Raw genomic sequence first — 20,726 nt, 5'->3', positions numbered from 1 at the left:
TTTTTTGCAGGCAAACCGTAATCCAGAGTGCCGCGGACCGATTGCCGCGTCACTTTTCATCGCCCACGTCCGTCATGAACCTGAACGCCCTGTTTTCCCGTTTCTCGATCCGTACGCGGATCTTCTCCACGCTCGGTCTCGTTGCCGCGCTGCTCGTCGTGTCGGGGCTGATCGGCCTCGCCGGCATGCAAAGCTCGAACCGCGCGCTCGACGAGGCCTATACGCAGCAGCTGGCTGCGAAGACCGCGCTGTCCGCGGCGAGCCTGAACCTGACGATCGTGCGCACGACGCTCGACCGTGCGCTGCTGCATCCGGAAGCGCCGGAAGTGCCCGATCTCGTCAAGAAGGCCGAGAACTATCTCGCGAAGGCCGACGCGGCCTGGCGCAACTACGCGGCGATGCCGCACGAAGGCGACGAGGGGCCGCTCGCGAGCCGCCTCGACGCCGCGCGCCAGGCGCTGATCGGGCAGGCGCTGAAGCCGATGATCGACGCGATCCGCGACGGCCGGCGCGACGAAGCCGACCGGTTGCTGATGACGGTCGCGCCGCCGCTGTCGGTCGCGCTCACGCAGGCGACCGATGCGCTCGATGCGTACCAGGTCGCGCGCGGCAAGGACGTGTACGACACGGCGCAGACCTATTACGGCTGGATGCGCGCGGGTGCGATCGCGGGCATCGCGTTCGGCCTGGCCGCGTGCCTCGGTTGCGCGATCGGCCTGCATTTCGCGATCACGCAGCCGGTGAACCGGCTGCTGTCGCATTTCCGCCGCCTGTCGGAAGGCGACCTGACCTCGGAAGTGCGCTGGTCGTCACGCGACGAGATGGCCGAGCTGGTGAAGGGCGTGACGGGCATGCAGCGCAGCCTGGCGGATACCGTGCGCCAGGTCAGCCAGGGTTCCGAGGCGATCTCGACGGCAACGCACCAGATCGCAGCCGGCAACACCGACCTGTCGCAGCGCACCGAGGAACAGGCGTCCGCGCTGCAGGAGACGGCCGCGAGCATGGAGCAGCTGACGGCAACCGTGAAGCAGAACGCCGACAATGCGCTCGAAGCACAGGCCTGCGCGGACAGCGCGAGCGAGATCGCGACGCGCGGCGCGACGGTGGTCGGCGAGGTGATCGGCACGATGAACGAGATCGACCAGAGCTCGCAGAAGGTCGCCGACATCATCGGCACGATCGAGGGTATCGCGTTCCAGACCAACATCCTCGCGCTGAATGCGGCGGTGGAAGCCGCGCGCGCGGGCGAGCAGGGGCGTGGTTTCGCGGTGGTCGCGGGCGAGGTGCGCACGCTCGCGCAACGCTCGGCATCCGCGGCGAAGGAAATCCGCACGCTGATCGGCGAATCGGTCGAGCGTGTCGCGACCGGCTCGCGGCTCGTCGGTGTGGCCGGCACGACGATGCAGGACATTCAACTGGCGATCGGCCGCGTGACGGGCATCATGACGGAGATCGCGGCCGCATCGAGCGAACAGCGCGACGGGATCGAGCAGGTGAACCGCGCGGTGTCGCAGATGGACCAGGTGTCGCAACAGAATGCGGCGCTCGTCGAGCAGGCTGCGGCCGCCGCGGCTTCGCTCGAGGAACAGGCCGACGGGCTGCGCCGCGCGGTGGGCGCGTTCCAGGTGGCGTGATCGACGGCGGGCGGTGGCGGGCCGAGCGCTCGCAGGCCGCCCGCTGCGTCAGGCGGCCTCGAGCTGCGCAGCTGCGCGTGACGACGCAACGATCAGCAGCTTCATCGTCGCGCGCGTCGCGCCGACGAACAGCTTGCGCGCGGCGCGCGCGTCGAGCGTATCGAAGTCGACCTCGGTGAGGATCACGCACGGCGCCGACTGGCCCTTGAAGCGGTAGATCGAATCGAGCAGCACGTCGCCTTCGCGATATTCGGGGTTGCCGAACAGGTCGTACTTGCCGGTGAAGCTCTTCACCCGGTGCGGGCCGAGCTGGTCGAGCGGCGCGAGCACCGAGCCTTCACGGCCGCGATACGACAGCACCGCGATGTCCTGCTTGCGGAAGCCGAGCGACAGCGCATGCGTGATCGCGCGCTTGGTCGCATCGATGCAGGCTTCGTTCAATGCGTCGCCCGACGCGCCTGCTTCGCCATAGGCCGACACCGACGGATCGGAGCCGTCGAACGGGCTGCCGGAGCGCAGCTCGGCCGCGAGCGGCTCGACGCGGCCGACCACGTCGCGCACGAATTCGAGCAGGTCGCGCGGGCTGCGGTAGTTCGTGAGCGCCTTCAGCGTGACCCAGCCGGGCAGCGCGACGCTCTCGCGCATGTACAGGTTCTGCAGCGGATCTTCCAGCCACCACCACGCGCCTTCCGGCGCCAGCAGGCGTTCCAGTGCGGCGGCCCACGGCGCATGGAAATCCTGCCCTTCGTCGACGACCAGCACGTCGAATTGCCAGTGCCCGGGAATGGGTGCCTGCGCGAAACGCGCCTCGAGCCGCTCGAATTCGCCGGGCGTCTGGAAGTCGGGCGTATAACCGCCGTCGCGCGCGACCCAGTCGCACAGCTGGTGGTAGTTCGCGATTTTCGCGCCGGGCGGCGCGATGCGCGCGATGTAGTCGGCGAGCGGCCGGTTGAAGCATACGTAGAGCACGCGCTTGCCGGCCGCGACGGCATCGCGCATGACCTGCACCGCGAGTTGCGTCTTGCCGGAGCCGGCCGTGCCGGTGACGCGCAGCCGGAACGGCGCGAATTCGAGCTGGCGCGCCCATGCGGCGAGCCCGCCCGACAGCCGCGTGACGAGCGTGCCGGCCTGCCCGACGAGCGCGCTCGTGTCGGGCGTGAGCGCCAGTTCGTCCGCAAGGAAATGGTGGAGCTTCGGTGTGTTCGGAAGGCGTTCGTCGTCCTCGGGCAGGATCTGCAGGATCACCTGTGCGAGCTGCGCCTTGCGCGACGCATCGACGATGCGATCGGCCGCGACGCCGGCGATCGACGCCTGGCGGATCGAGTAGTCGGGGCAGTACAGCAGCGCCTCGACACCGTAGACGCCCGCGCCGAGCGCGGCGGTCAGCCGCCGGTGCAGCGTTTCCTGCGTGCGTGCGAGCTGGATCGCGACATTACGCTCGGTCTGCAGGTAGACCTTCACGAGCCCCTTCGGCGTTTCGCGCAGGAAACCGGCTTTCTGCTCGATCAGCAGCACGCGGCCGGCCGGGCTCACGACGACGAACGCCGCTTCGCCGAACACCGAGAACCCCTGGTCGGCGCGCGTCCAGTGCACGCCGTGATACACGGTGTAGGTATCGGGCAGCGCGTGTTCGAGCGCGGCGAGCGTTTCGCGCTCGCGTTCGGCCGCGCCGGTCGCGGCGAGGCTTTTCCAGTCGTCGGGGATGAGGCGGGCCATGGAGTCGGGCGGCGGATGCCGGCGTGGGCGTGAACAGGTGCAGCTATTGTACTGAGGAACCTGTTCGCGACCGCCATGCCGCGCGGACGTTGGCCGTCCGGAGGAGGAACGGCGCGGCGGAAATTACCCGCGCGCGAGCCGTTTCGCGAGATCGGCGCTGAGGATCGCCATGCGCGCGGGCTTTTCGTAGCAGACGACGTCGAACGCGCGGATCACTTCGCTGATGTCGGCCTCGCTCGCGCGGCCGGTGAGCAGGTCGCCCGTCAGCACGAAGATCGGCGCGCCGGGGTTGTCGGACGTGCGCACGGCCTTGATCGCGGTGGCGGCCGTGCTGTCGTCGAACAGCCATTCGGTCAGCACGGCATCGAAGGCCTGGCCCTGCAGCGCGTCGACGAACGGCGCGAGGCCGTCGAACGCGGCCGTCGCGAAACCCTGCCGTTCGAGATAGCGGCACAGCTCGGTTGCGCTGACGCGATCGGGGTCGATCACCGCGACGACGAGCTTGTCGCTCTCCGCGCGGCGCGGATAGATTTCGATCTTGTGCACGTCGTACGCGTTCTGGTACAGCACGCCGGTGTGGCGCAGCACGCGCCAGCGGCCGTTCTGCTCGTACGCGACGAACTCGGGACGCGCGCCGGCTTCGAGCGGCGCGCCGATCCAGGCGGTGCACGGAATCTCGGCGACGCCCGCGTAAAGGACGGCCTCCTGCGAATACGCGCCGACCATGCCGGGGTCGAGCGTCTGCGCGCCGAACAGCTGCGCGGCGGGCTCGCCGTACGCTTCGGCGACTTTCTTGATCTGCGAGAGCGTCCAGGGGCTGCTGCCGCGCAGTTTGCGATGGCCTTGGGAGAAACTCAGGTCGAGGATGCGGCAGAGTTCGGTGGTCTGCTGGCGCTTGCCGATGCCGTTGCGGGTCATCAGCTCGCGCACGCGCTCGGCAACCGCGAGGGAATCCGTGGTGATTGCTTCAGTGGTCATGCTACGGGAACGGATCGTGACGTTCAGAACGACGCCTTGCGGCAGTCTCGACGGACAGTCTTCATGACGTCCAGTGGCGAGCCGACCGGCCACGCGCGGAAAAGATAACTTTACCGCAAAATGGTCGTCATTCAGTGTGGCGAAAGGTGCGTTTGTGTGAAAGGTGTGTCACGACGTTACCGCAGCCGGCCGTATTTCGACGCATTAGCGCCCTACAGGAAACAATGACGACAACCTATCCGCTGCACGATGCCCTGACCCGCGCCGAAGCGGCGTTCCCGGCCGAAGCCGATGTCGTGATCGCCGGCGCCGGCATCATGGGCTGCGCAGCCGCGTACTACCTTGGCCTGCGCGGCCTGAAGGCCGTCGTGCTCGACAAGTCGCGCATCGCCGGGCAGCAGTCGACGCGCGCGTGGGGCTTCGTTCGACAGCAGGGCCGCGAAGCCGCCGAGGTGCCGTTGATGATGGCCGGCATGCGGATCTGGGAAAATTTAGAGGAAACGCTCGGTTTCGATCTCGAATGGCGGCAGGGCGGCTGTCTCTATATTGCGGACAACGAAACGGACTGGACCTCGTTCCAGGCCTGGCTCGCGGTCGCGCACGAGCACGGGCTCGACACGCGCACGCTGACGCGCGCGCAGATCGACGCGCGCGTCAGCGGCCTGTCGCCGCAGGCGCGCACGCTCGGCGGGCTGTACACCGCGACCGACGGGCAGGCCGAGCCGCGCCGCGTGGCCGCGGCGTTCGCCGCGCGCGCAACGGAAGCCGGCGCGCGCTTCTTCGAGGGTTGCGGCGTGACCGCGATCGAGACGGCCGGCGGCGCGGTCGTCGGCGTCGCGACCGAGCGCGGCACGATCCGCACGCGGCGCGTGATCTGCGCGGCGGGCGCGACCAGTTTCCGGCTGCTCGACGGCGTCGGCATCCGCCTGCCGCAGCAAGCCGTGCGCGGCACCTGCATGCGCACCAACGTGGTGCCCCCGGTGTCGGCGGCAACGGTCTGGGGGCACGGCCTCGGTATCCGGCAGCGCAAGAACGGCGCGATCAATCTCGCCGACGACATGCAGGTCGACGTCGACCTGACGCTCGGCCACCTGCGCGGGTTGAGCCTCTTCTGGCCGGAGTTCTGGTCGCAGCGCGACAAATTCCGGCTGCACCTGAATTCGGCCGCGTGGCGCGATGCACTCGAGCGCATCAACGGCGCGGCCGGGCCGATCGAGCCGCGCGATCCGCAGCCGCAGCCGAACCGCGCGCATGCGCCGCGCGCGCTCGCGAAGCTCAAGACGATCTTTCCCGCGCTGAAGGACGCGCAGATCGTCGAGGCGTGGGCCGGCCTGATCGACGTGCTGCCCGACGGCATTCCGGTGATCGATGCGCCGGGCACGCCGGCGGGGCTCGCGATCGCGACGGGGTTCTGCGGTCATGGCTTCGCGATGGGGCCGATCGTCGGCCGGCTGCTTGCGGAATGGATCGACACGGGCGCGCCGTCGCTCGATCTGCACGCGTTTCGCGCACAGCGTTTCGTCGACGGGACGATGGTGCGGCCGCGCAGCATGCTGTAACGGCCGGCGCGGGGCATTCCCATCGTAGAATCGAGCCCGCATCCTTCAGGAGATTCCCCGTTGGCAACGCCTTCCGACCAGCGCCGTTCGTTGCGCTCACGCCTGCGTCGCGCCCGCAACCCGTGGCAGGCGCCGCGCACACGCACGCTGTTCACGCGTCCCGCGACGTCGCCGCGGCGCACGCTGCTGTTCCGCATCGGCGCGGTCGTGCTGTTGTGCGTGCTCGCGTTCCTCGTGCTGTATCTCGATCGCGACGGCCTGCGCGATTCGACCAAGAGCACGCCGATGACCGTCGCCGATCTCGTGTACTTCACGATGGTCACGGTCGCGACGGTCGGCTACGGCGACATCGTGCCCGTCACCGCGCGGGCGCGCCTGATCGATGCGTTCTTCATCGTGCCGATCCGCATCGTCATCTGGTTCATTTTCCTGGGCACGGCGTATCAGTTCGTGATCCAGCGCGTCATCGAGGAATTCCGCATGAAACGCCTGCAAAAACAACTGTCCGATCACATCGTCGTGTGCGGTTACGGCCTGTCGGGGTCGATCGCCGTGCGCGAGCTGCTCGAGAGCGGCGTCGATGCCGCGACGATCATCGTGATCGATTCGCAGCAGCAGGCGCTCGAGGCCGCGACGTCGCTCGGCGTAACGGGGCTGCTCGGCGATCCCGCGCACGAGGACCTGTTGCAGCAGGCGCAGGTGCGCGCGGCGAAGGCCGTGATCATTTCGGTGACCGACGATCCGACCGCGATCCTGCTGACGCTGTCGGTGCGCAGCATCGCGCCCGATACGAAGATCGTCGTGCGGATCCAGGAGAACCTGTACCAGCGGCAACTGCGGCAGGCCGGCGCGGACGTGATCGTGTCGTCGACGAAGATCGGCGCGCTGCTGCTCGCGGACGCGGTGCATAGCCGCTACATCGTGCCGTTCGTGAACGACATGCTGTCGACGCGTGGACGCGCGACGCTGCTGGAGCGTGAGGCGTTGCCGCACGAGATCGGCTGCATGACGAACGTCGTGCCGGGTGCGATCATCGTCGGGCTCGATCGCTGCGGGAAGATTCATTCCTTTTACGAGGACCCGCCGTGCAGGATCGAGGCGGGGGATACGCTGGTCGTGATCCAGTCGGCGAGGATTCCGGACCCGGATGTTTGATGGTGCATGAATCCCGGGAAATTGAAATAACCCAATGATTCGTGTGTTCGTGTGTCAGGTGGATCGTTGTCTTTTTATGAATGTGTAGACGCCATGCAGGTGCCCGAGGGCAACATCGATCCATGCTGATCTTCGCTGGTCGGCGGACGCGCGTGTTCGCCCGCTCGGGATGAGCGGGCAGTGGCCTCGGCATTTCCTCAACAGCGCGTGCCGATAGCAGCGGATAACGCCCCTGGTGGGGCGCGTCACGACACGCTCGCAGTGTTCCTGCCGTGCCGGAAACGGCTTCAGTCGAACTGCGTTCCTTTCTGGATCAACTCGATCTTGTATCCGTCGGGGTCCTCGAGAAATGCGATCACCGTTCGACCATGCTGCATTGGCCCCGCCTCACGCGTGACGCGATAACCGAGCGCTTTTGCGAGACGTGTCACGTCCGCAGCGTCGTCGACCTCGATGGCGACGTGACCATAACCATCGCCGTGCTCGTAAGCGTGACGGTCCCAGTTGTAGGTCAGTTCAATCGCAGCTTCTTCACGCTCATCCCGATATCCGACGAAGGCAAGCGTAAAACGTCCGTCCGGGTACTCCTTCTGCCGCAGCACCCGCATTCCGAGCGCGTCGTGATAGAACTGCAGCGACGCATTCAGATCGGAAACGCGCAGCATGGTATGTAAAACACGCATGAATTGATCTCTCTACGCTATTGAAAAAACGACCGAGTCAGCCTTCGACGCGATAGCCCTTGAACAGGAAGACGGGCCCGAATGCGTAGCTGTCGATCAGGTCGAAGAACTTCTTGATCGTGTCGTTGCGGCAGTGCTGCTGGAACGCTTCCTCGTTCTCATACACTTCGTCCAGATAGAAGCGATTGCGATTGTGTTCGTCACGGATCACTTCGAACCGAAGCGTGCCGGGCTCCTTCGCGAGCGAACCCTTCGCATCGAACAACCCCGCCTCGGCGAAGGCTTCGCGCTTGTCGGAAGGAACGTCGAATTGCACCAGAACGTGATAGGTCATGCGAGCCTCGAGAAGTAAGGATGAAATTCGATGATCGGGGCATCCCGACCACCGAAGCCGTACGATAGGCGCACGAGTCGTTCATGAAAAGTAACTTAAAATAAGTACATCACTAACAAAAAGTGAGCGATCTCCGTGAAGCTCTCCCAGATCAAGTTCTTTTGTGCGGTCGTCGAGCACGGCACCGTTGCAGCCGCGGCCAAGGCACTGAATTGCGTTCCGTCGAACATCACGATTCGCGTGCGCGAGCTCGAGAGCCAACTCAACGTCGCCTTGTTCATACGCGAGCGCAATCGATTGTTCGTCACGCCGGAGGGGCGCCTTCTGTACGAGAAGGCAGGAACGCTGCTCGCGCTCGCCTCCGAGACGCAGCAACTGTTTGAGGGGAATCAACCGTCAGGCAGCCTGAACGTCGGCGCCCTCGATGCCGTACTGAGCAATCATCTGCCGCCGCATATCGCGAACTATCGGCGCGCGCGTCCGAGGGTCAGGCTGAACATCCATCCGGGACATTCGTTTGCGCTCGAACGACGGCTCGTGGACGGTGAGCTCGACGTGATCGTGTCGGACGGCCCGATCGATCATCCGCTGCTGGCAAGCTCGATAGCCTTTCGGGAATCGCTGATGCTGATCACGCCGAAGGCGATACGTCGCGTATCCGCCGAGTGGTATGCCGAGCACGAGCTATATGTGTTCGGAACGAGTTGCTACTATCGTCAGCTGGTCGACGCCTGGATCAGCCGAAACCAGGTCACACCGCGCGCCGTGCTCGAAATCGAGTCCTATCCGATCATGTTTGCTTGCGTCGCGGCTGGCCATGGTTTCGCATTCGTACCAGCCAGCTTTTTTGCGACCTACCAGCGCGGCTATTCGGTGCGCGCTCATCAGCTTGACGATATCGGCTCCGCCGATACCTATTTCGTCTGGCGCAAGCATCAGGCTTCCGCGCTTGTTCCCGACTTCATCGACAACTGCCTGCCGGATTGACCGAAGATATGCAGCCCGTTGATGTCGATCAGGCGTTCGATCCGCATCGCGATGCTGATACGGTGCCTTCTCGCTGGAAGGGGCGTAGCAGGTTGCCGATACCAAGTTCGCCAATGCACCTGCCGTGAAGACGCGCTGCGCAATGCAGCTCCGTGACTTCCAACACTTCGAGAATGGCGGGGTGTTGTGCGAGTGCGCGGCATTCGCCGAGTGGCTTGCATCAGGTCAGGCTGGCGCTCAACCGGGCGCGGGACACATTACTTTTCTTTGATTGGATGTCTGTGAGCGATGCCTGGTATGCGTCGATGAGCGGCTTCAGTTGCACCGGTGACGCGACGCACCGGTGCAATTCCGCGATGCCCGCCGGCGTCAGTTCCCCACTTCCTTCAGAAGTGCCGCAGCGGCCAGTTTGCCGATGTTGTTCGACGCGAGCGGGCTATCCCCCGTGATCAGCTTTCGATCCTGGTGGCACCGGCCCGTCATGTCCTTGTTCAACACCTTGACACCGAGTTTCTCGAGGCTTTCGGCGACGAGCCAGGGGAGCGGGCCCGGCATGTAACCGATATCCAGATTCGGCCCCTTGTCGAGCGCATCCGGGAACACGCAAATCTCGTAGTCCCTGAACGGATAGTTTTCCGGCTTTTCACCGACGGCCGAAGCCAGCAAGCACGACGGACCATGGCACAACGTAATGATGTGCCTGTCGTTGTCGAGCGCCCACTGGAGCGTGCGCTTGACCTCCGTGCTGTACGGAATGCCGGCCAGCACCCCGTGACCGCCGGGAATGAATACCGCGATGTAGGGCGAATCCGCGCCAAGGTCCCGGTCCAGCACATCGGACAATTTGAGCGGCACTTTGAGCTTCGGCAGGTATTTCCGGTAGGTACTCTGAACGGCTTCGTCCTCACCCGGCATGGCCCACAGCTCCAGCTTTGCCGGATTGCCCGAAAGCGTCGCGATATCGATTTCGAAGCCGGCCTTGTCCATGTGATGCATCGGCAGCAGCATCTCGACCGGATGATTACCGGTCGAGAACATCTTGCCGTTCGTCATCAGCACATAACGCTCGTCGGTCGCGATCATCAGCACCTTCCACTTGCCGCCCTTGTACGGGTTCGGGTAATGCGCGCCGTCGAAGTCGGTCTTGGCGGACGTGTACTGCGACAACGAGTACGGAGAGGGGAAGTAGGCGTTGTTCTCCGCGGGATCGGGCGAGGGCATCTTGTCCGGTTGCTGCAGTTCGGTGGTCATGATTGCTCCTTTCACTGGACTGGGTTCAGGAATCGACTGGGACTCGATGATCGGCCGTGCTCAGCCGACGGATGCCTGTGAGTCGGCTCGGATGGCTTCCTTTGCACTTCGAGGCGAAGACGAAGACTCCGCCAGGCAGCACGAGCGTGCGGAGCAAATCTTACAATACGGTCCGGGATTAAATGCCCCCCCGATCAGGTGGGTCCGCGCTCGACGGGCCGGCGTTACGCGTGACGGTTCGCCGTATCGCCGACGCACTGCGACGCGTTGGCCTGTCCCCCCAAATGTGGGGGTGTTTGGCGAGTGCCGGTACGGTATCTTGAATGTCATCGCGGCTGACGCAAACCAGCGTCGAAAATGGCCTGCACGGTCGCCCGTGACCTTGCGTTGCGCCACGTCGGCCGCTCACGGAGACCTTCATGAATCCTTCGTATTCCCGATCCCGGGAAGCGCTGTTGCCGTCTGCCTACACGTATCCGCTTCTGATCAAGCAATTGCTTCACACGCCGCTGGCGACTCGGCCGGAGCAGGAAATCGTCTACGGCGACCAGTTGCGGCACAACTACTGGACCTTTCGCCATCGGCTCGGTCAACTCGCCAGCGGATTGTCATCGATCGGCGTCGAGGCCGGAGATACCGTTGCCGTGATGGACTGGGACAGCCATCGCTATCTGGAATGCTACTTTGCGATTCCGATGATGGGCGCGGTGCTGATGACCGCCAACGTGCGATTGTCGCCCGATCAGCTGCTGTACAGCCTCAATCACTCGGGCGCGCAGGTTGCCCTGGTGCATCGCGACTTTCTGCCGATGCTCGCAAGCATTCGCGACCGGCTCGAGACGGTGAAGCGCTTCGTGCTGATCGCCGATGGCGGGGAGATCGACGTTCCGGACGGGTTTGCCGACGAGTACGAGCATCTGGTTGACGCCAGTCCGCCGGATTTCGCGTTTCCCGATTTCGACGAGCATACGCGCGCGACGACGTTTTACACGACGGGTACGACCGGCCTGCCGAAGGGCGTGGCGTTCACGCATCGGCAACTGGTATTGCACACGCTGGCCGGAATGGCTGCGTTGTCGAGTGCGCGCGAGCACGGGCGTATCCATCGGGATGACGTCTACATGCCGATCACGCCGATGTTCCACGTGCACGCGTGGGGAATGCCGTACATTGCGACTGCGCTCGGGCTCAAGCAGGTTTACCCGGGACGCTATTCCGCGGAGGGGCTGCTTGCGCTGATCGAGCGCGAATCCGTGACGTTCTCGCATTGTGTGCCGACTTTGCTCGGGATGATTCTCGACAGCCCGTCGTCGGCGGCGGTCGATCTGTCCTCCTGGAAAGTAATCGTCGGCGGCTCGCCGCTGTCCGAGGGGCTTGCTCGCGCGGCGATCGCGCGTGGCATCGACGTCTATACGGGTTACGGCATGTCGGAGACGTGCCCGCTCATGACGATCGCGCAAGTCGATTCAGCGCAACCGGGCGCCGACGGGACGCCTGACGACGGCGTCGCGCGCAGGACACGAACGGGCGTGCCGCTGCCTCTCGTCGATTTGCGTATCGTCGACGAGAATCTGCGCGATGTGCCGCACGATGGGCGCTCGGCGGGGGAAGTCGTCGTGCGGATGCCGTGGGCGACACAAGGCTATCTCGGTGACGTGCCGGCCTCGCAGGCGCTGTGGGCTGGCGGCTATCTTCACACCAACGATATCGGCGTAATCGACAAGGACGGCCGGCTGCAGATCACGGACCGCATCAAGGACGTGATCAAGACGGGCGGAGAGTGGGTGTCATCGCTGGAACTCGAGGACATTCTGTCTCGGCATCCCGCCGTACGCGAGTCTGCCGTCATCGGCATCAAGGACGCCAAATGGGGCGAGCGGCCGCTCGCGCTCGTCGTGCTGGCCGACGAATACGTCGGGCGAGTCGATTCCGCGGAATTGCAGGCGCACGTCAAGCAGGTGGCCGATCGCGGATTGATCTCACGATACGCGGTGCCGGAAAGGCTGCTCATCGTCGATGCGATCGAAAAGACGAGCGTCGGCAAAATCAACAAGCGCGTATTGCGCGAGCGCTATCAGGCAGGCTGAGCTGCGCGGATATCGGCCGCGCGGTGAGCGGCCGTTATCCGTGTCGAGTCATCCGAGCGTCGTTTTGCCGAGGTCTTCAAAGAGTTTGACGTTGTCCCAGTAGGCGGCAATCCTCGTGATGCGGGCCTCGGCATCGAACCGGAACACGAATGCGTGCCTGACCGAAAACGATTTTCCGCGATGCCGGATGCCCAGGAAATCCTGTGCCTGGGTACCGCGGATCGTGACCTCGACAGTCGCGTGATGTCCCGCTCCGTCCGCATGGATGGCGTCCATATCATTGGACAAATCCGGAAAGGCATTGATCAGCGCTGTCCAGATCGCCAAACCCTGTACGGCCGCGGCGCCTGTCGCGGCGATCGGCACGTAATCAACGGTGGCGTTCGGCGCAAACAGGGCTAGCATTCCCTCGAGGTCGTGCTTTCGGTAGCGGTCAAAAAATGCTTCCGCGATGTCTCGGCAATTCATGACAGCTCCCGGGCGGTAACGATGGTTCAACGGCTTGGGGCGACCGGATGCCCAATGGTCGCGTCAGCGGCCGGGCAAGTGGGTGGTGGCGTCAATGGGGGGACCGCCGGGGTAGCATGGAATGAGTTGCCCGATTGAGGTAGCCCCCCAAATGGGGGGCTGAACATCGGATGGCGGATCGAGAACAATGCGGGTCCCTCGCGTTCGACCGGTATGCGCCACGATTCCGGCACTGGCCAGTCCGGACATCACCTACTGTTGATGGCCGATGTCGCATGGCTATGCTGTATTTGCCGCGCATCGAAACCTGGCAGTGCGTCGGGCAGGTGGGCCGAGGGCTACCGCCCACGCGGGCAGACCGTACCAAGTGAACAGGAAACAGATGACGTCCACGGAAAGCGGAGAGTCGACCATGCCTGCGGACGCCGATGCGATCGAAGTGCTGGTGCGTACCAAGCTGATGCCGGCATCGGCACGAGAAATCGTACCGCGCGTTGCCAGGATCGGCCGGCTCGTGCGGGCGCTCGACCGCCGGGTCACACTCGTATGCGCCCCGGCCGGGTACGGGAAGACGACGCTGCTGTCGGAGTGGCGAAAAGAACTCGTCGCGACGGATATCAAGGTTGCGTGGGTGAGTCTCGACCAGGACGACGACAACGCGTCGATCTTTGCATCCTATGTCGTCGCGGCCGTCGTCGAGGCCACCGGTGGGGTCGGCGGCCGTGCGCAGCGATTGCTGCGCGACCGCGCGCTGATTCCGCTGAAGATCGTGTTCGACGAGCTGCTCAACGAGCTCGAAGCCGCGGGCGTCGAAATATTCCTGATGCTCGACGATTTCGATCGCCTCGTATCGCCGGTCATTCACGATGCGATGTTCGAGTTGTTGCGCTACGCGCCGTCGAACGTGCACGTCGTGCTGGCCTGCCGATCCACGCCGGCATTGCCGCTCAGTTATTTCGAGTCGCGTGACGAGCTGGTGAGGGTGGACGCGGACGATCTCTGTTTCGACGAAGCGGAAACGCGATCGTTCTTCGACCGGATCGCAGGCAAGCAACTCAACGCGGAGAGCATCGAGCGCCTGCGTGCCGCGACAGAAGGCTGGGTGTCGGGTTTGCAACTGGCCGCGCTCGCACTGCGCGACGATAGCAACGCGGCGCACGTCGCCGAACAGGTGAGTCATGCGCGGGCCGGGATCGCCACCTATCTCAACGAGAACGTGATGTCCCGCGTACCGGAGGCCGTTCACCACTTCCTGCTGTGCACGGCGGTGCTGGAGCAGATGACGCCTTCGTTGTGCAACGCGCTGACGGATCGTGACGACGCCGCGGACTGCCTCGAATGGTTGAGTATCCACAATCTCTTCATCAAGTCGGTTGACGGAGGGCGTCAGAACTATCGCTATCACGCGCTGTTTTCGCAGTATCTGCGAGAGGAGCTGGCATTGCGCCGGCCGGGCGCGGTTGCCGCTCTCCATCGCCGCGCGAGCGAATGGTATGCGGCCGAGCGGCAATGGCCGGATGCCGTTCGGCATGCGCTTGCCGCCGGTGATTTCGACACGGCCGCCAGTTGGGTCGAGACGTGCGCGATGAGGCTCATCGCTTCCAGTGACGTGCGAACGGTGCTCGACTGGGTATCCCGCCTCCCGGCGCCCGCGGTCACCGGACGCTTGCGGCTGAGGATTGCGCATACGTGGGCGCTGGCGTTGTCGATGAGTATCGTCGACGCACGCCGCTCGCTGGAGTCGATCGAATCCGACGTGAATGCGGGCCGCTTCGACATGGATGGTGTCATGGCGACCGAACTGCTTGCGGTGCGCTCGTTGATCGCAGGTTTGTCGGACCGGAGTGTCGAATCGCTGAATCTGGGCGAGCGCGTGCTGGATGCGAGCCCGAAGCCGGGATCGTGGATAGAGCAGATCGGGCAAACCACGATGATCTTCGGGCTCAGTTATGCGGGGCGCATCGATGATGTGCTTGCGCTCAGAGCACGCGCGGAAAGTGCGATGTCCGGAGATGAGCCGCTGTATGCGAACGTTTACCGGCAAAACATGTCCGGTCTCGCAGAGTTCGTCTCCGGTCGCTTGCATGATGCATCGAAGACATTCGAGGTCGCCCTGCGGTTTGCCGAGCGGTCCGCAGGGCACTTGTCGGCGGCGACCGCGCTGTCGGCCGGCTATCTGTCGGCCATCTATTACGAATGGAACGACTGGGCGAAGGTCATGGAAGCCCAGCGAGATCGCTTCGAGGTCGCGATGCAGGCATGCTCGCTCGGGCCCTTGCTGCGTTTCATACAGGCAGCGGCGTTGATCGAGTTTCAGTCCGGTCACGAAGCGCGGGCCCATGAAATCCTCGAAGCCGCGGATCACATCGCATGCAGCCGGCAATGGCTGCGACTGCGTGTGGCGTGCATGGCGACCAGCATTCGGATCCATGTGAGCGCCGGAAAACTGTCGCAGGCGAATCGTGTCGGCAAAGCGCTCGCGGCGCTCGTGCCGGCAGCGTCGCCGGACGAGGCATCGAGTTACGTGGAAACGTGGCAAATGGCGCAATCCGCGCGGGCCAGGCTGTTGCTCGCGGACGGGAAAGCGGTCGAGGCCGAGCGGGCGATCGGAATCGTGCATGACGAGCTTGTCGCGCGTGGATTCGCGTGGTTCGCCGCGCAAGCCGCCACGTTGCGGGCTGTAGCACTTGAACAGGCCGGCCAGGAAGACGAAGCGCTCGATGTACTCGGTCGAGCGCTCGAATACGGTCAGGTCAACGGGCTGGTACGTACGTTCATCGACGAAGGCGCAGCCGTGGAGCGCATGGTCGGGCGCGCGCTAAAGCGCGCCGGGCGCTTACCGGCCGTCAACGCGTGGTATTTGCGGGAGCTAGCGCGCGCATTCGACGCCACGCGGACGTCCAGCACGACATCGGCCACGCGGCCGGGCCTGCCCGGGAACCTGAGCGCGCGGGAGGCCGAGATCCTCGACTATGTCGCGCAAGGGTTATCGAACAAGGAAATCGCCCGTGCGCTCCGTGTTGCGCCGGAAACGATCAAGTGGCACCTGAAGAATATCTTCGAGAAGCTGAATGTCACGTCGCGCATCCAGGCCGTACGCAACGGGTTGGCGCGTGAGCCGTCGAGCTCGAGGCCCGATGACGAATGACCGGCGGAGGGTGTGCCGGTCCACGTCGTCGAGGCTCGGAAAATGAGGACACCATTTCGTCGATCGGCGCGTGAATGCGCGCGGTGTGGCGAAGGTCGCGGTGCGTGACGAGCGATACGTCATACGGCGACTGTTGCACGCGATCGGTCCAGATGTTCGCGAGCCGTCGCATTCTCCCACTGGCCTGCACAAAAGGGGCGGAAAACAACCGGTCGAAAACGACGGTCCGCCCGCTTTCGCAAGCGTCTCACATGCACGAACGATCAAGTAGCCCCCGTGCGGGGGGTGATCGCCTGGCGAAGAATGCTCGACAATTCGGACTATTGAGTTAAGTGTGGCGGCTGCTGGAATGGCAGATTACCGGCCGGACTGCGCTGGCGCGGTCCTTCCGGCCGAAAACTCCAGATGGTTATGTCGGGCGTCACTCCTGCAGCGCTCAGAAGCAAACTTCCGGATTTCCGTTACGTGCGTAGACAGGCAGTGATAGACGATGAATCGAAATGGATATGCTCGAAAACATGCGGACATTCGTGCGTGTGGTCCAGGCCGGGAGTTTTACGGCAGTGGCAAAACAGACCGATGTCGCGATTGCACAGGTGTCGCGGGCAGTCGCTAGTCTCGAAGAATATGCACAGACTCGTCTGCTGAATCGAACGACCCGGCGGATTTCGCTGACCGACAGCGGACGGCGTTATTTCGATCGCCTGCTGTCGATCCTTGGCGATGTCGACCAGGCGAATGCCGAGGCGAGAAACGCGCTTGTTCGGCCATACGGGCGGTTACGCGTACATACCATGCCCGGGCTGGGGCAGAGCCATGTCACCGAGGCAGTCGTTGCCTATCAAGCAGCCTATCCCGAGGTTGCAGTCGACGTCACCTATTCACAGAGGATGCCGAATCTGGTGGAAGACGGCTACGATATTTCGGTGGTCACGGCATCGAGCCTGCCTGATTCGGGGTACATCGCACACACCTACGGGAGATGCTACAGCGTGCTGGTCGCATCGAAAGCCTATCTCGATCAACATGGCACCCCGACGACGCCGGCCGATCTCGCCGACCATACGTGTTTGCGCCTCGACACGCCCGCCGATTCGAACGACGCATGGTTGCTTCATGGCGCGGGCGGCGAGGTGATATCCCACTCCGTTCTCTCGGCCCCGTTTCAGGCGAATGCACCGGAAGCGCTGGCGATTGCGTTGCGTGCCGGAATGGGTATCGGGTCGTTGGCCATCTATTCGGTTATCGACGATCTGCGAAGCGGGAAACTCGTGAGGGTGTTGCCGGGCTATCGCCTGACGATGCTCGATGTCTATGCGATGTACATATCCAGGCAGTTCATGGACGCGAAGATACGGACATTTCTCGACCATCTGCGCATGACGCTTTCGCCGGCGCTGGAAGCCGACGAAGGTGCATTGAATTCGATTGCTGCATAAGGTCTGCGCACTGTAATCGGCAGTCGCGGGCGCCACGCAATCGTCACGCCGGGGGTGCCCGATTCTGACGCCCGGCAATCCGCAGTTCCCCGTTCGTTCTTGTTGAGGAGAGGATGATGAAGTCACGTTTTTTGATCGTTGTTGCCGGCATTGTCGCGTTGACGTCCGTAACGTGCTACGCGCAATCCGCTACCCCTGACACGCAAACGGCCAAGCCGGCGGCTGCGTCGTCTCGCTCGGCGAAGAAGGCCGAGCGCCTGGAAAACCGGACGTTCGCGAAGAAGGTCCGGCAGGCGATCGTGAAGGCGCCCGGCATCGGCAATGCACAGGTCACGGTGTTCGCCAAGGCAAAGACCGGCGAAGTGACGCTCGCCGGCATGATAACGGACGAGTCGCAGGACAAGGCCGCGGTGGAGGCGGCTCGCCAGGTGCCTGGCGTCACGTCGGTGACAAGCAAGCTCGAGTTGCGAATGGAAGGCGGGCAGTGATGCGGTGTGCCTGACGCTGTCGGCCCCTCCGGATGTTCGCATTCGGAGGGATCGGCAGCGTGAATGGTTCGGTATTCGAAGAATAAATCCAGGAAATCCGCGTCCGGTCAGTGCGGGCGATCGGATGGTCGGGATCGACGGGTTCCCGATGCGCCCGGCCCGGCGGGTGTTCCGCACGGAACCTAGAAGAGATGCCGAATCCCGACGGCGGTGCCGAACGTCGATCCCGACACGCCGTAGAGCGCGCCGTTGGTGGACAGGCCGGTGTTCATCTTGCCGTGGTTGTTGACGAACCCGAACTGGCCGTAAATCATCGTCGCCTTCGACAGGCTGTAGGTCAGGCCCGTGGCGGCCAGAACAGAGTGATTCCCGGTATCGTTCCCGTCGCTCGTGTACCAGACGCCCGCGTCGGCGTGGATCGTCGGTGTAAACCGGTAGCTCAAGCCACCGCCGTAGACGCGGTTGTCGAATGAGCCCGCGATCTTGTAACTGACGAATACCGCGTTCACGGTCAGATCGTTGAACTCGTAACGCGCACTGATCGTGCGGCCCGAGAACGCGACGGTGCTCGGCAGGGGCGTCGTCGCAGCCGTGCCGCCGGCGTTGCCGCTATACATCGCCGCGCTGACAAGCAACGGGCCGTACGTGTAGTTCAGGCTCGCGGAATACTGCCGGCCCGCCTGGAAATTACCGGCTGCGCCACCAAGCGCAAGCATCGCGTTGCCCTGAAAACCCGCCATCGTCGGGCTCGCATACGAGATGGCATTCGCGTTGAAGATGCCGGTGACGAACACGTTGCCAACGTAGATCGGCACCTGGCTGCCGAAGAACGATACGGAGCGCGGGTCGGTCGAGATCAGCGAGAGCACGAACGGGGAAAACTGCAAGCCGGCCTTGACGGTACCCACGCCGCTCTCGATGCCGATCCAGGCCTGGCGGCCGAAGAAGTTTCCGTTCGAATCGGTGAAGCCGCCTTTCGACAGATCGATGCCGCTCTCGAGCGTGAAGATCGCCCTCATGCCGCCGCCGAGATCCTCGCTGCCTTTCAGGCCGAACAGCGATGGCGTCATTCCGCCGCTGATCAGCGAAAACTGACGGCCGGCATTTCGGCCGGTCGCCGGATCGACCGTCTTGCTCGTGTACAGGACGCCGCTGTCGACGATGCCGTAAAGCGTCACGCTGCTTTGCGCATGTGCGTACGGTACCGCGCCTCCGATGATGGCGGTCGCCAGTGCGATTGAACGACTTCCGGAACGAAATGACATCGTTGATTATCTCCAGTGTAATTGTGATTTCTAAGGAAACGCTGATCAATGGACCAACTTCCGAAGTTGCAGGCGAGATGGCTTCAAATTTTCTGGATGACGAAGCGAATCGGCGCTCAATTCAGTGAATTTGGCGCGTAAGCGAGCCTCCCCTGCTCGCATTTTTCATACGCATGACGGACTGCTCCCATGGACCGATCGCAACAGATTTCGCGCAATCACCAGATTCGCCAGAGCGAACAGGCTGAACAGTTGCGCGGTGTTCTTGGCCAAGCCCTTGTATCGGGTCTTGCGATGCTGAAACAGATTCTTGACGATATGAAACGGATGCTCAACCCGCGAACGGATCTGCGCCTTGGTTCGCTCGAGCGCGATCACCAGGTCCTTCAGCGCTCCTTCTTGCATCGCCTTGATCTTTCCCCGCCTGGCAGCGACGTGCCACTTCACGGCCTTGCCCGCCATTTCCTCGCGCTTGTCGACGCCAATGTAGCCCGCGTCGGCGAACACCTGCTCTTCATGCCCGTGCAGCAGGGCATGAGCTTGCGATACATCCGACACGTTGGCCGCCGTGCCAACCACACTGTGAATCAGGCCCGAGTCGGCGTCGACGCCAATGTGGGCTTTCATGCCAAAGTGCCATTCGTTGCCCTTCTTCGTTTGATGCATTTCCGGGTCACGGCTCTTCCCGGCATTCTTGGTCGACGGCGGCGCTTCAATGATCGTCGCGTCAACCAGCGTGCCTTCCTTCATCATCAGCCCACGCTCGCACAGCGAGATGCCAATCTCGTCGAACAACTTCCGTGTCAGTTCGTGTTCGATCAGCAGGCGCCGGAACTTCAACAGCGTGGTTGCATCAGGCACGTTCTCGATCGCCAGATCGATGCCGGCGAAGGCTCGCAGCGTGATGCTGTCATACAGCGCGTCTTCCAGTCCTTCGTCCGACAGTCCGTACCACTGTTGCACGAAGTAGATTCGCAGCATCCGCTCAAGGCCAATCGGCGGGCGACCTCGCGTGCCCTTCGGATAGTGCGGTTCGATGGCCGACAGCAAGCGCTGCCACGGAACGACCTTCTCCATCTCTTCCAGGAAGCGTTGGCGCCTCGTCACTCGCTTCTTGCCTGCAATTTCCGCTTCCGCGAAGCCGATCTGCCTCTTCATCGTCGTGGGTCCGTTCCGTGAGCTGTCTTCTAAACGTCCTCGGCTACGTCTGCGATGACCGCCGAGCCGAATAAATCAGCGTTTCCCTAAGGATTTTTTTAATTGGTTTGAAAAATGAATCCGGGAATTGACCGTCTCGTGATTTTCGATTCATTGGCGTGGATGTTAGATCAGGGTGTCGACATATTGAAATACGGTAGTAGTACTAGATATGTATGGGATAAATGGAGGGCCATGAAAACAATTCATTTGCGTCGAATTTTCTGCCTGCCTACGCTTTCAACCATTAAAAATCCACAAATCCCGGCGATCTGAACGGAAGTTTTCCGTGCATGAACTCGACCGGGGAGATTTGAGCGGTTGACTAAAAAGGAGA

Annotated in this window: 16 protein-coding genes; 8 read left to right on the top strand and 8 right to left on the bottom strand. The window is 63.3% G+C overall.

Going from position 1 to position 20,726, the window contains the following annotated elements:
- Positions 1 to 74 precede the first annotated feature (74 nt).
- The gene (locus tag BBJ41_RS22595) at positions 75 to 1,634 is read left to right on the top strand and encodes a methyl-accepting chemotaxis protein (protein WP_069748519.1); all 1,560 of its coding nucleotides are present in this window, start codon (positions 75 to 77) and stop codon (positions 1,632 to 1,634) included.
- Positions 1,635 to 1,682: 48 nt separating this feature from the next.
- Here BBJ41_RS22595 and BBJ41_RS22590 read toward each other — a convergent pair whose 3' ends face one another.
- On the bottom strand, positions 1,683 to 3,350 hold the full coding sequence (locus BBJ41_RS22590) for an ATP-binding domain-containing protein (RefSeq protein WP_069748518.1): 1,668 nt from the start codon (positions 3,348 to 3,350) through the stop codon (positions 1,683 to 1,685).
- 123 nt (positions 3,351 to 3,473) lie between these two features.
- Positions 3,474 to 4,328: a helix-turn-helix domain-containing protein gene (locus BBJ41_RS22585; protein ID WP_059240186.1), complete on the bottom strand. Its 855-nt coding sequence runs from the start codon at positions 4,326 to 4,328 to the stop codon at positions 3,474 to 3,476.
- 224 nt (positions 4,329 to 4,552) lie between these two features.
- On the opposite strand from BBJ41_RS22585, the gene BBJ41_RS22580 reads away from it, so the two are divergent.
- Both BBJ41_RS22580 and BBJ41_RS22575 read left to right on the top strand, forming a co-directional pair.
- A complete protein-coding gene (locus tag BBJ41_RS22580; protein ID WP_069748517.1) occupies positions 4,553 to 5,887 on the top strand; it encodes an NAD(P)/FAD-dependent oxidoreductase in 1,335 nt (444 codons plus the stop codon).
- Positions 5,888 to 5,947: 60 nt separating this feature from the next.
- Positions 5,948 to 7,042, top strand: coding sequence for a potassium channel family protein (locus BBJ41_RS22575; protein ID WP_069748516.1), 1,095 nt, complete (start codon positions 5,948 to 5,950; stop codon positions 7,040 to 7,042).
- A 287-nt stretch (positions 7,043 to 7,329) separates the two neighbouring features.
- Here BBJ41_RS22575 and gloA read toward each other — a convergent pair whose 3' ends face one another.
- On the bottom strand, positions 7,330 to 7,725 hold the full coding sequence (gene gloA, locus BBJ41_RS22570; RefSeq protein ID WP_069748515.1) for a lactoylglutathione lyase: 396 nt from the start codon (positions 7,723 to 7,725) through the stop codon (positions 7,330 to 7,332).
- Between the two features lie 37 nt (positions 7,726 to 7,762).
- Positions 7,763 to 8,059 (bottom strand): heme-binding protein, encoded by a 297-nt coding sequence (locus BBJ41_RS22565; protein WP_069748514.1) that lies wholly within the window; start codon positions 8,057 to 8,059, stop codon positions 7,763 to 7,765.
- 135 nt (positions 8,060 to 8,194) lie between these two features.
- Here BBJ41_RS22565 and BBJ41_RS22560 point away from each other — a divergent pair, with 135 nt between their 5' ends.
- Positions 8,195 to 9,046 carry a LysR family transcriptional regulator gene (locus tag BBJ41_RS22560; RefSeq protein WP_069748513.1) on the top strand — a complete coding sequence of 284 codons (852 nt, stop codon included), beginning with the start codon at positions 8,195 to 8,197 and terminating at the stop codon, positions 9,044 to 9,046.
- A gap of 369 nt (positions 9,047 to 9,415) precedes the next feature.
- Here BBJ41_RS22560 and hchA read toward each other — a convergent pair whose 3' ends face one another.
- The gene (gene hchA, locus BBJ41_RS22555; protein ID WP_069748512.1) at positions 9,416 to 10,297 is read right to left on the bottom strand and encodes a glyoxalase III HchA; all 882 of its coding nucleotides are present in this window, start codon (positions 10,295 to 10,297) and stop codon (positions 9,416 to 9,418) included.
- 419 nt (positions 10,298 to 10,716) lie between these two features.
- Here hchA and BBJ41_RS22550 point away from each other — a divergent pair, with 419 nt between their 5' ends.
- Complete coding sequence (locus tag BBJ41_RS22550; RefSeq protein WP_069748511.1) at positions 10,717 to 12,384, top strand: fatty acid--CoA ligase; 1,668 nt, start codon at positions 10,717 to 10,719, stop codon at positions 12,382 to 12,384.
- 48 nt (positions 12,385 to 12,432) lie between these two features.
- Here BBJ41_RS22550 and BBJ41_RS22545 read toward each other — a convergent pair whose 3' ends face one another.
- Positions 12,433 to 12,852: a nuclear transport factor 2 family protein gene (locus BBJ41_RS22545; protein WP_069748510.1), complete on the bottom strand. Its 420-nt coding sequence runs from the start codon at positions 12,850 to 12,852 to the stop codon at positions 12,433 to 12,435.
- A 382-nt stretch (positions 12,853 to 13,234) separates the two neighbouring features.
- Between BBJ41_RS22545 and BBJ41_RS22540 the strand changes: the two genes are divergently transcribed.
- From BBJ41_RS22540 to BBJ41_RS22530, 3 genes are all read left to right on the top strand, one after another.
- On the top strand, positions 13,235 to 16,000 hold the full coding sequence (locus BBJ41_RS22540; RefSeq protein ID WP_069748509.1) for a winged helix-turn-helix domain-containing protein: 2,766 nt from the start codon (positions 13,235 to 13,237) through the stop codon (positions 15,998 to 16,000).
- A 500-nt stretch (positions 16,001 to 16,500) separates the two neighbouring features.
- Positions 16,501 to 17,439: a LysR family transcriptional regulator gene (locus tag BBJ41_RS22535; RefSeq protein ID WP_069748508.1), complete on the top strand. Its 939-nt coding sequence runs from the start codon at positions 16,501 to 16,503 to the stop codon at positions 17,437 to 17,439.
- 113 nt (positions 17,440 to 17,552) lie between these two features.
- On the top strand, positions 17,553 to 17,927 hold the full coding sequence (locus tag BBJ41_RS22530) for a BON domain-containing protein (RefSeq protein ID WP_236872130.1): 375 nt from the start codon (positions 17,553 to 17,555) through the stop codon (positions 17,925 to 17,927).
- Between the two features lie 182 nt (positions 17,928 to 18,109).
- Here BBJ41_RS22530 and BBJ41_RS22525 read toward each other — a convergent pair whose 3' ends face one another.
- Both BBJ41_RS22525 and BBJ41_RS22520 read right to left on the bottom strand, forming a co-directional pair.
- Positions 18,110 to 19,192, bottom strand: a complete 1,083-nt coding sequence (locus BBJ41_RS22525; RefSeq protein ID WP_083281945.1) for a porin — start codon at positions 19,190 to 19,192, stop codon at positions 18,110 to 18,112.
- Between the two features lie 165 nt (positions 19,193 to 19,357).
- Entirely contained in the window at positions 19,358 to 20,350 is a 993-nt protein-coding gene (locus tag BBJ41_RS22520) for an IS5-like element ISBmu2 family transposase (RefSeq protein WP_006412423.1), read from the bottom strand.
- Positions 20,351 to 20,726 lie beyond the last annotated feature (376 nt).

Source organism: Burkholderia stabilis (assembly GCF_001742165.1).
In the GTDB taxonomy this organism is placed as follows: Bacteria; Pseudomonadota; Gammaproteobacteria; order Burkholderiales; family Burkholderiaceae; genus Burkholderia; species Burkholderia stabilis.
This window is presented reverse-complemented; position numbering and strand designations above follow the sequence as displayed.

Bases quoted from the DNA above. Each gene is read 5' to 3' on its own strand.
- BBJ41_RS22565 (WP_069748514.1), bottom strand. From the start codon at position 8,059: ATGACCTATCACGTTCTGGTGCAATTCGACGTTCCTTCCGACAAGCGC.
- BBJ41_RS22595 (WP_069748519.1), top strand. From the start codon at position 75: ATGAACCTGAACGCCCTGTTTTCCCGTTTCTCGATCCGTACGCGGATC.
- gloA (WP_069748515.1), bottom strand. From the start codon at position 7,725: ATGCGTGTTTTACATACCATGCTGCGCGTTTCCGATCTGAATGCGTCG.
- BBJ41_RS22590 (WP_069748518.1), bottom strand. From the start codon at position 3,350: ATGGCCCGCCTCATCCCCGACGACTGGAAAAGCCTCGCCGCGACCGGC.
- hchA (WP_069748512.1), bottom strand. From the start codon at position 10,297: ATGACCACCGAACTGCAGCAACCGGACAAGATGCCCTCGCCCGATCCC.
- BBJ41_RS22580 (WP_069748517.1), top strand. From the start codon at position 4,553: ATGACGACAACCTATCCGCTGCACGATGCCCTGACCCGCGCCGAAGCG.
- BBJ41_RS22550 (WP_069748511.1), top strand. From the start codon at position 10,717: ATGAATCCTTCGTATTCCCGATCCCGGGAAGCGCTGTTGCCGTCTGCC.
- BBJ41_RS22520 (WP_006412423.1), bottom strand. From the start codon at position 20,350: ATGAAGAGGCAGATCGGCTTCGCGGAAGCGGAAATTGCAGGCAAGAAG.
- BBJ41_RS22545 (WP_069748510.1), bottom strand. From the start codon at position 12,852: ATGAATTGCCGAGACATCGCGGAAGCATTTTTTGACCGCTACCGAAAG.
- BBJ41_RS22525 (WP_083281945.1), bottom strand. From the start codon at position 19,192: ATGTCATTTCGTTCCGGAAGTCGTTCAATCGCACTGGCGACCGCCATC.
- BBJ41_RS22535 (WP_069748508.1), top strand. From the start codon at position 16,501: ATGGATATGCTCGAAAACATGCGGACATTCGTGCGTGTGGTCCAGGCC.
- BBJ41_RS22585 (WP_059240186.1), bottom strand. From the start codon at position 4,328: ATGACCACTGAAGCAATCACCACGGATTCCCTCGCGGTTGCCGAGCGC.
- BBJ41_RS22530 (WP_236872130.1), top strand. From the start codon at position 17,553: ATGATGAAGTCACGTTTTTTGATCGTTGTTGCCGGCATTGTCGCGTTG.
- BBJ41_RS22540 (WP_069748509.1), top strand. From the start codon at position 13,235: ATGACGTCCACGGAAAGCGGAGAGTCGACCATGCCTGCGGACGCCGAT.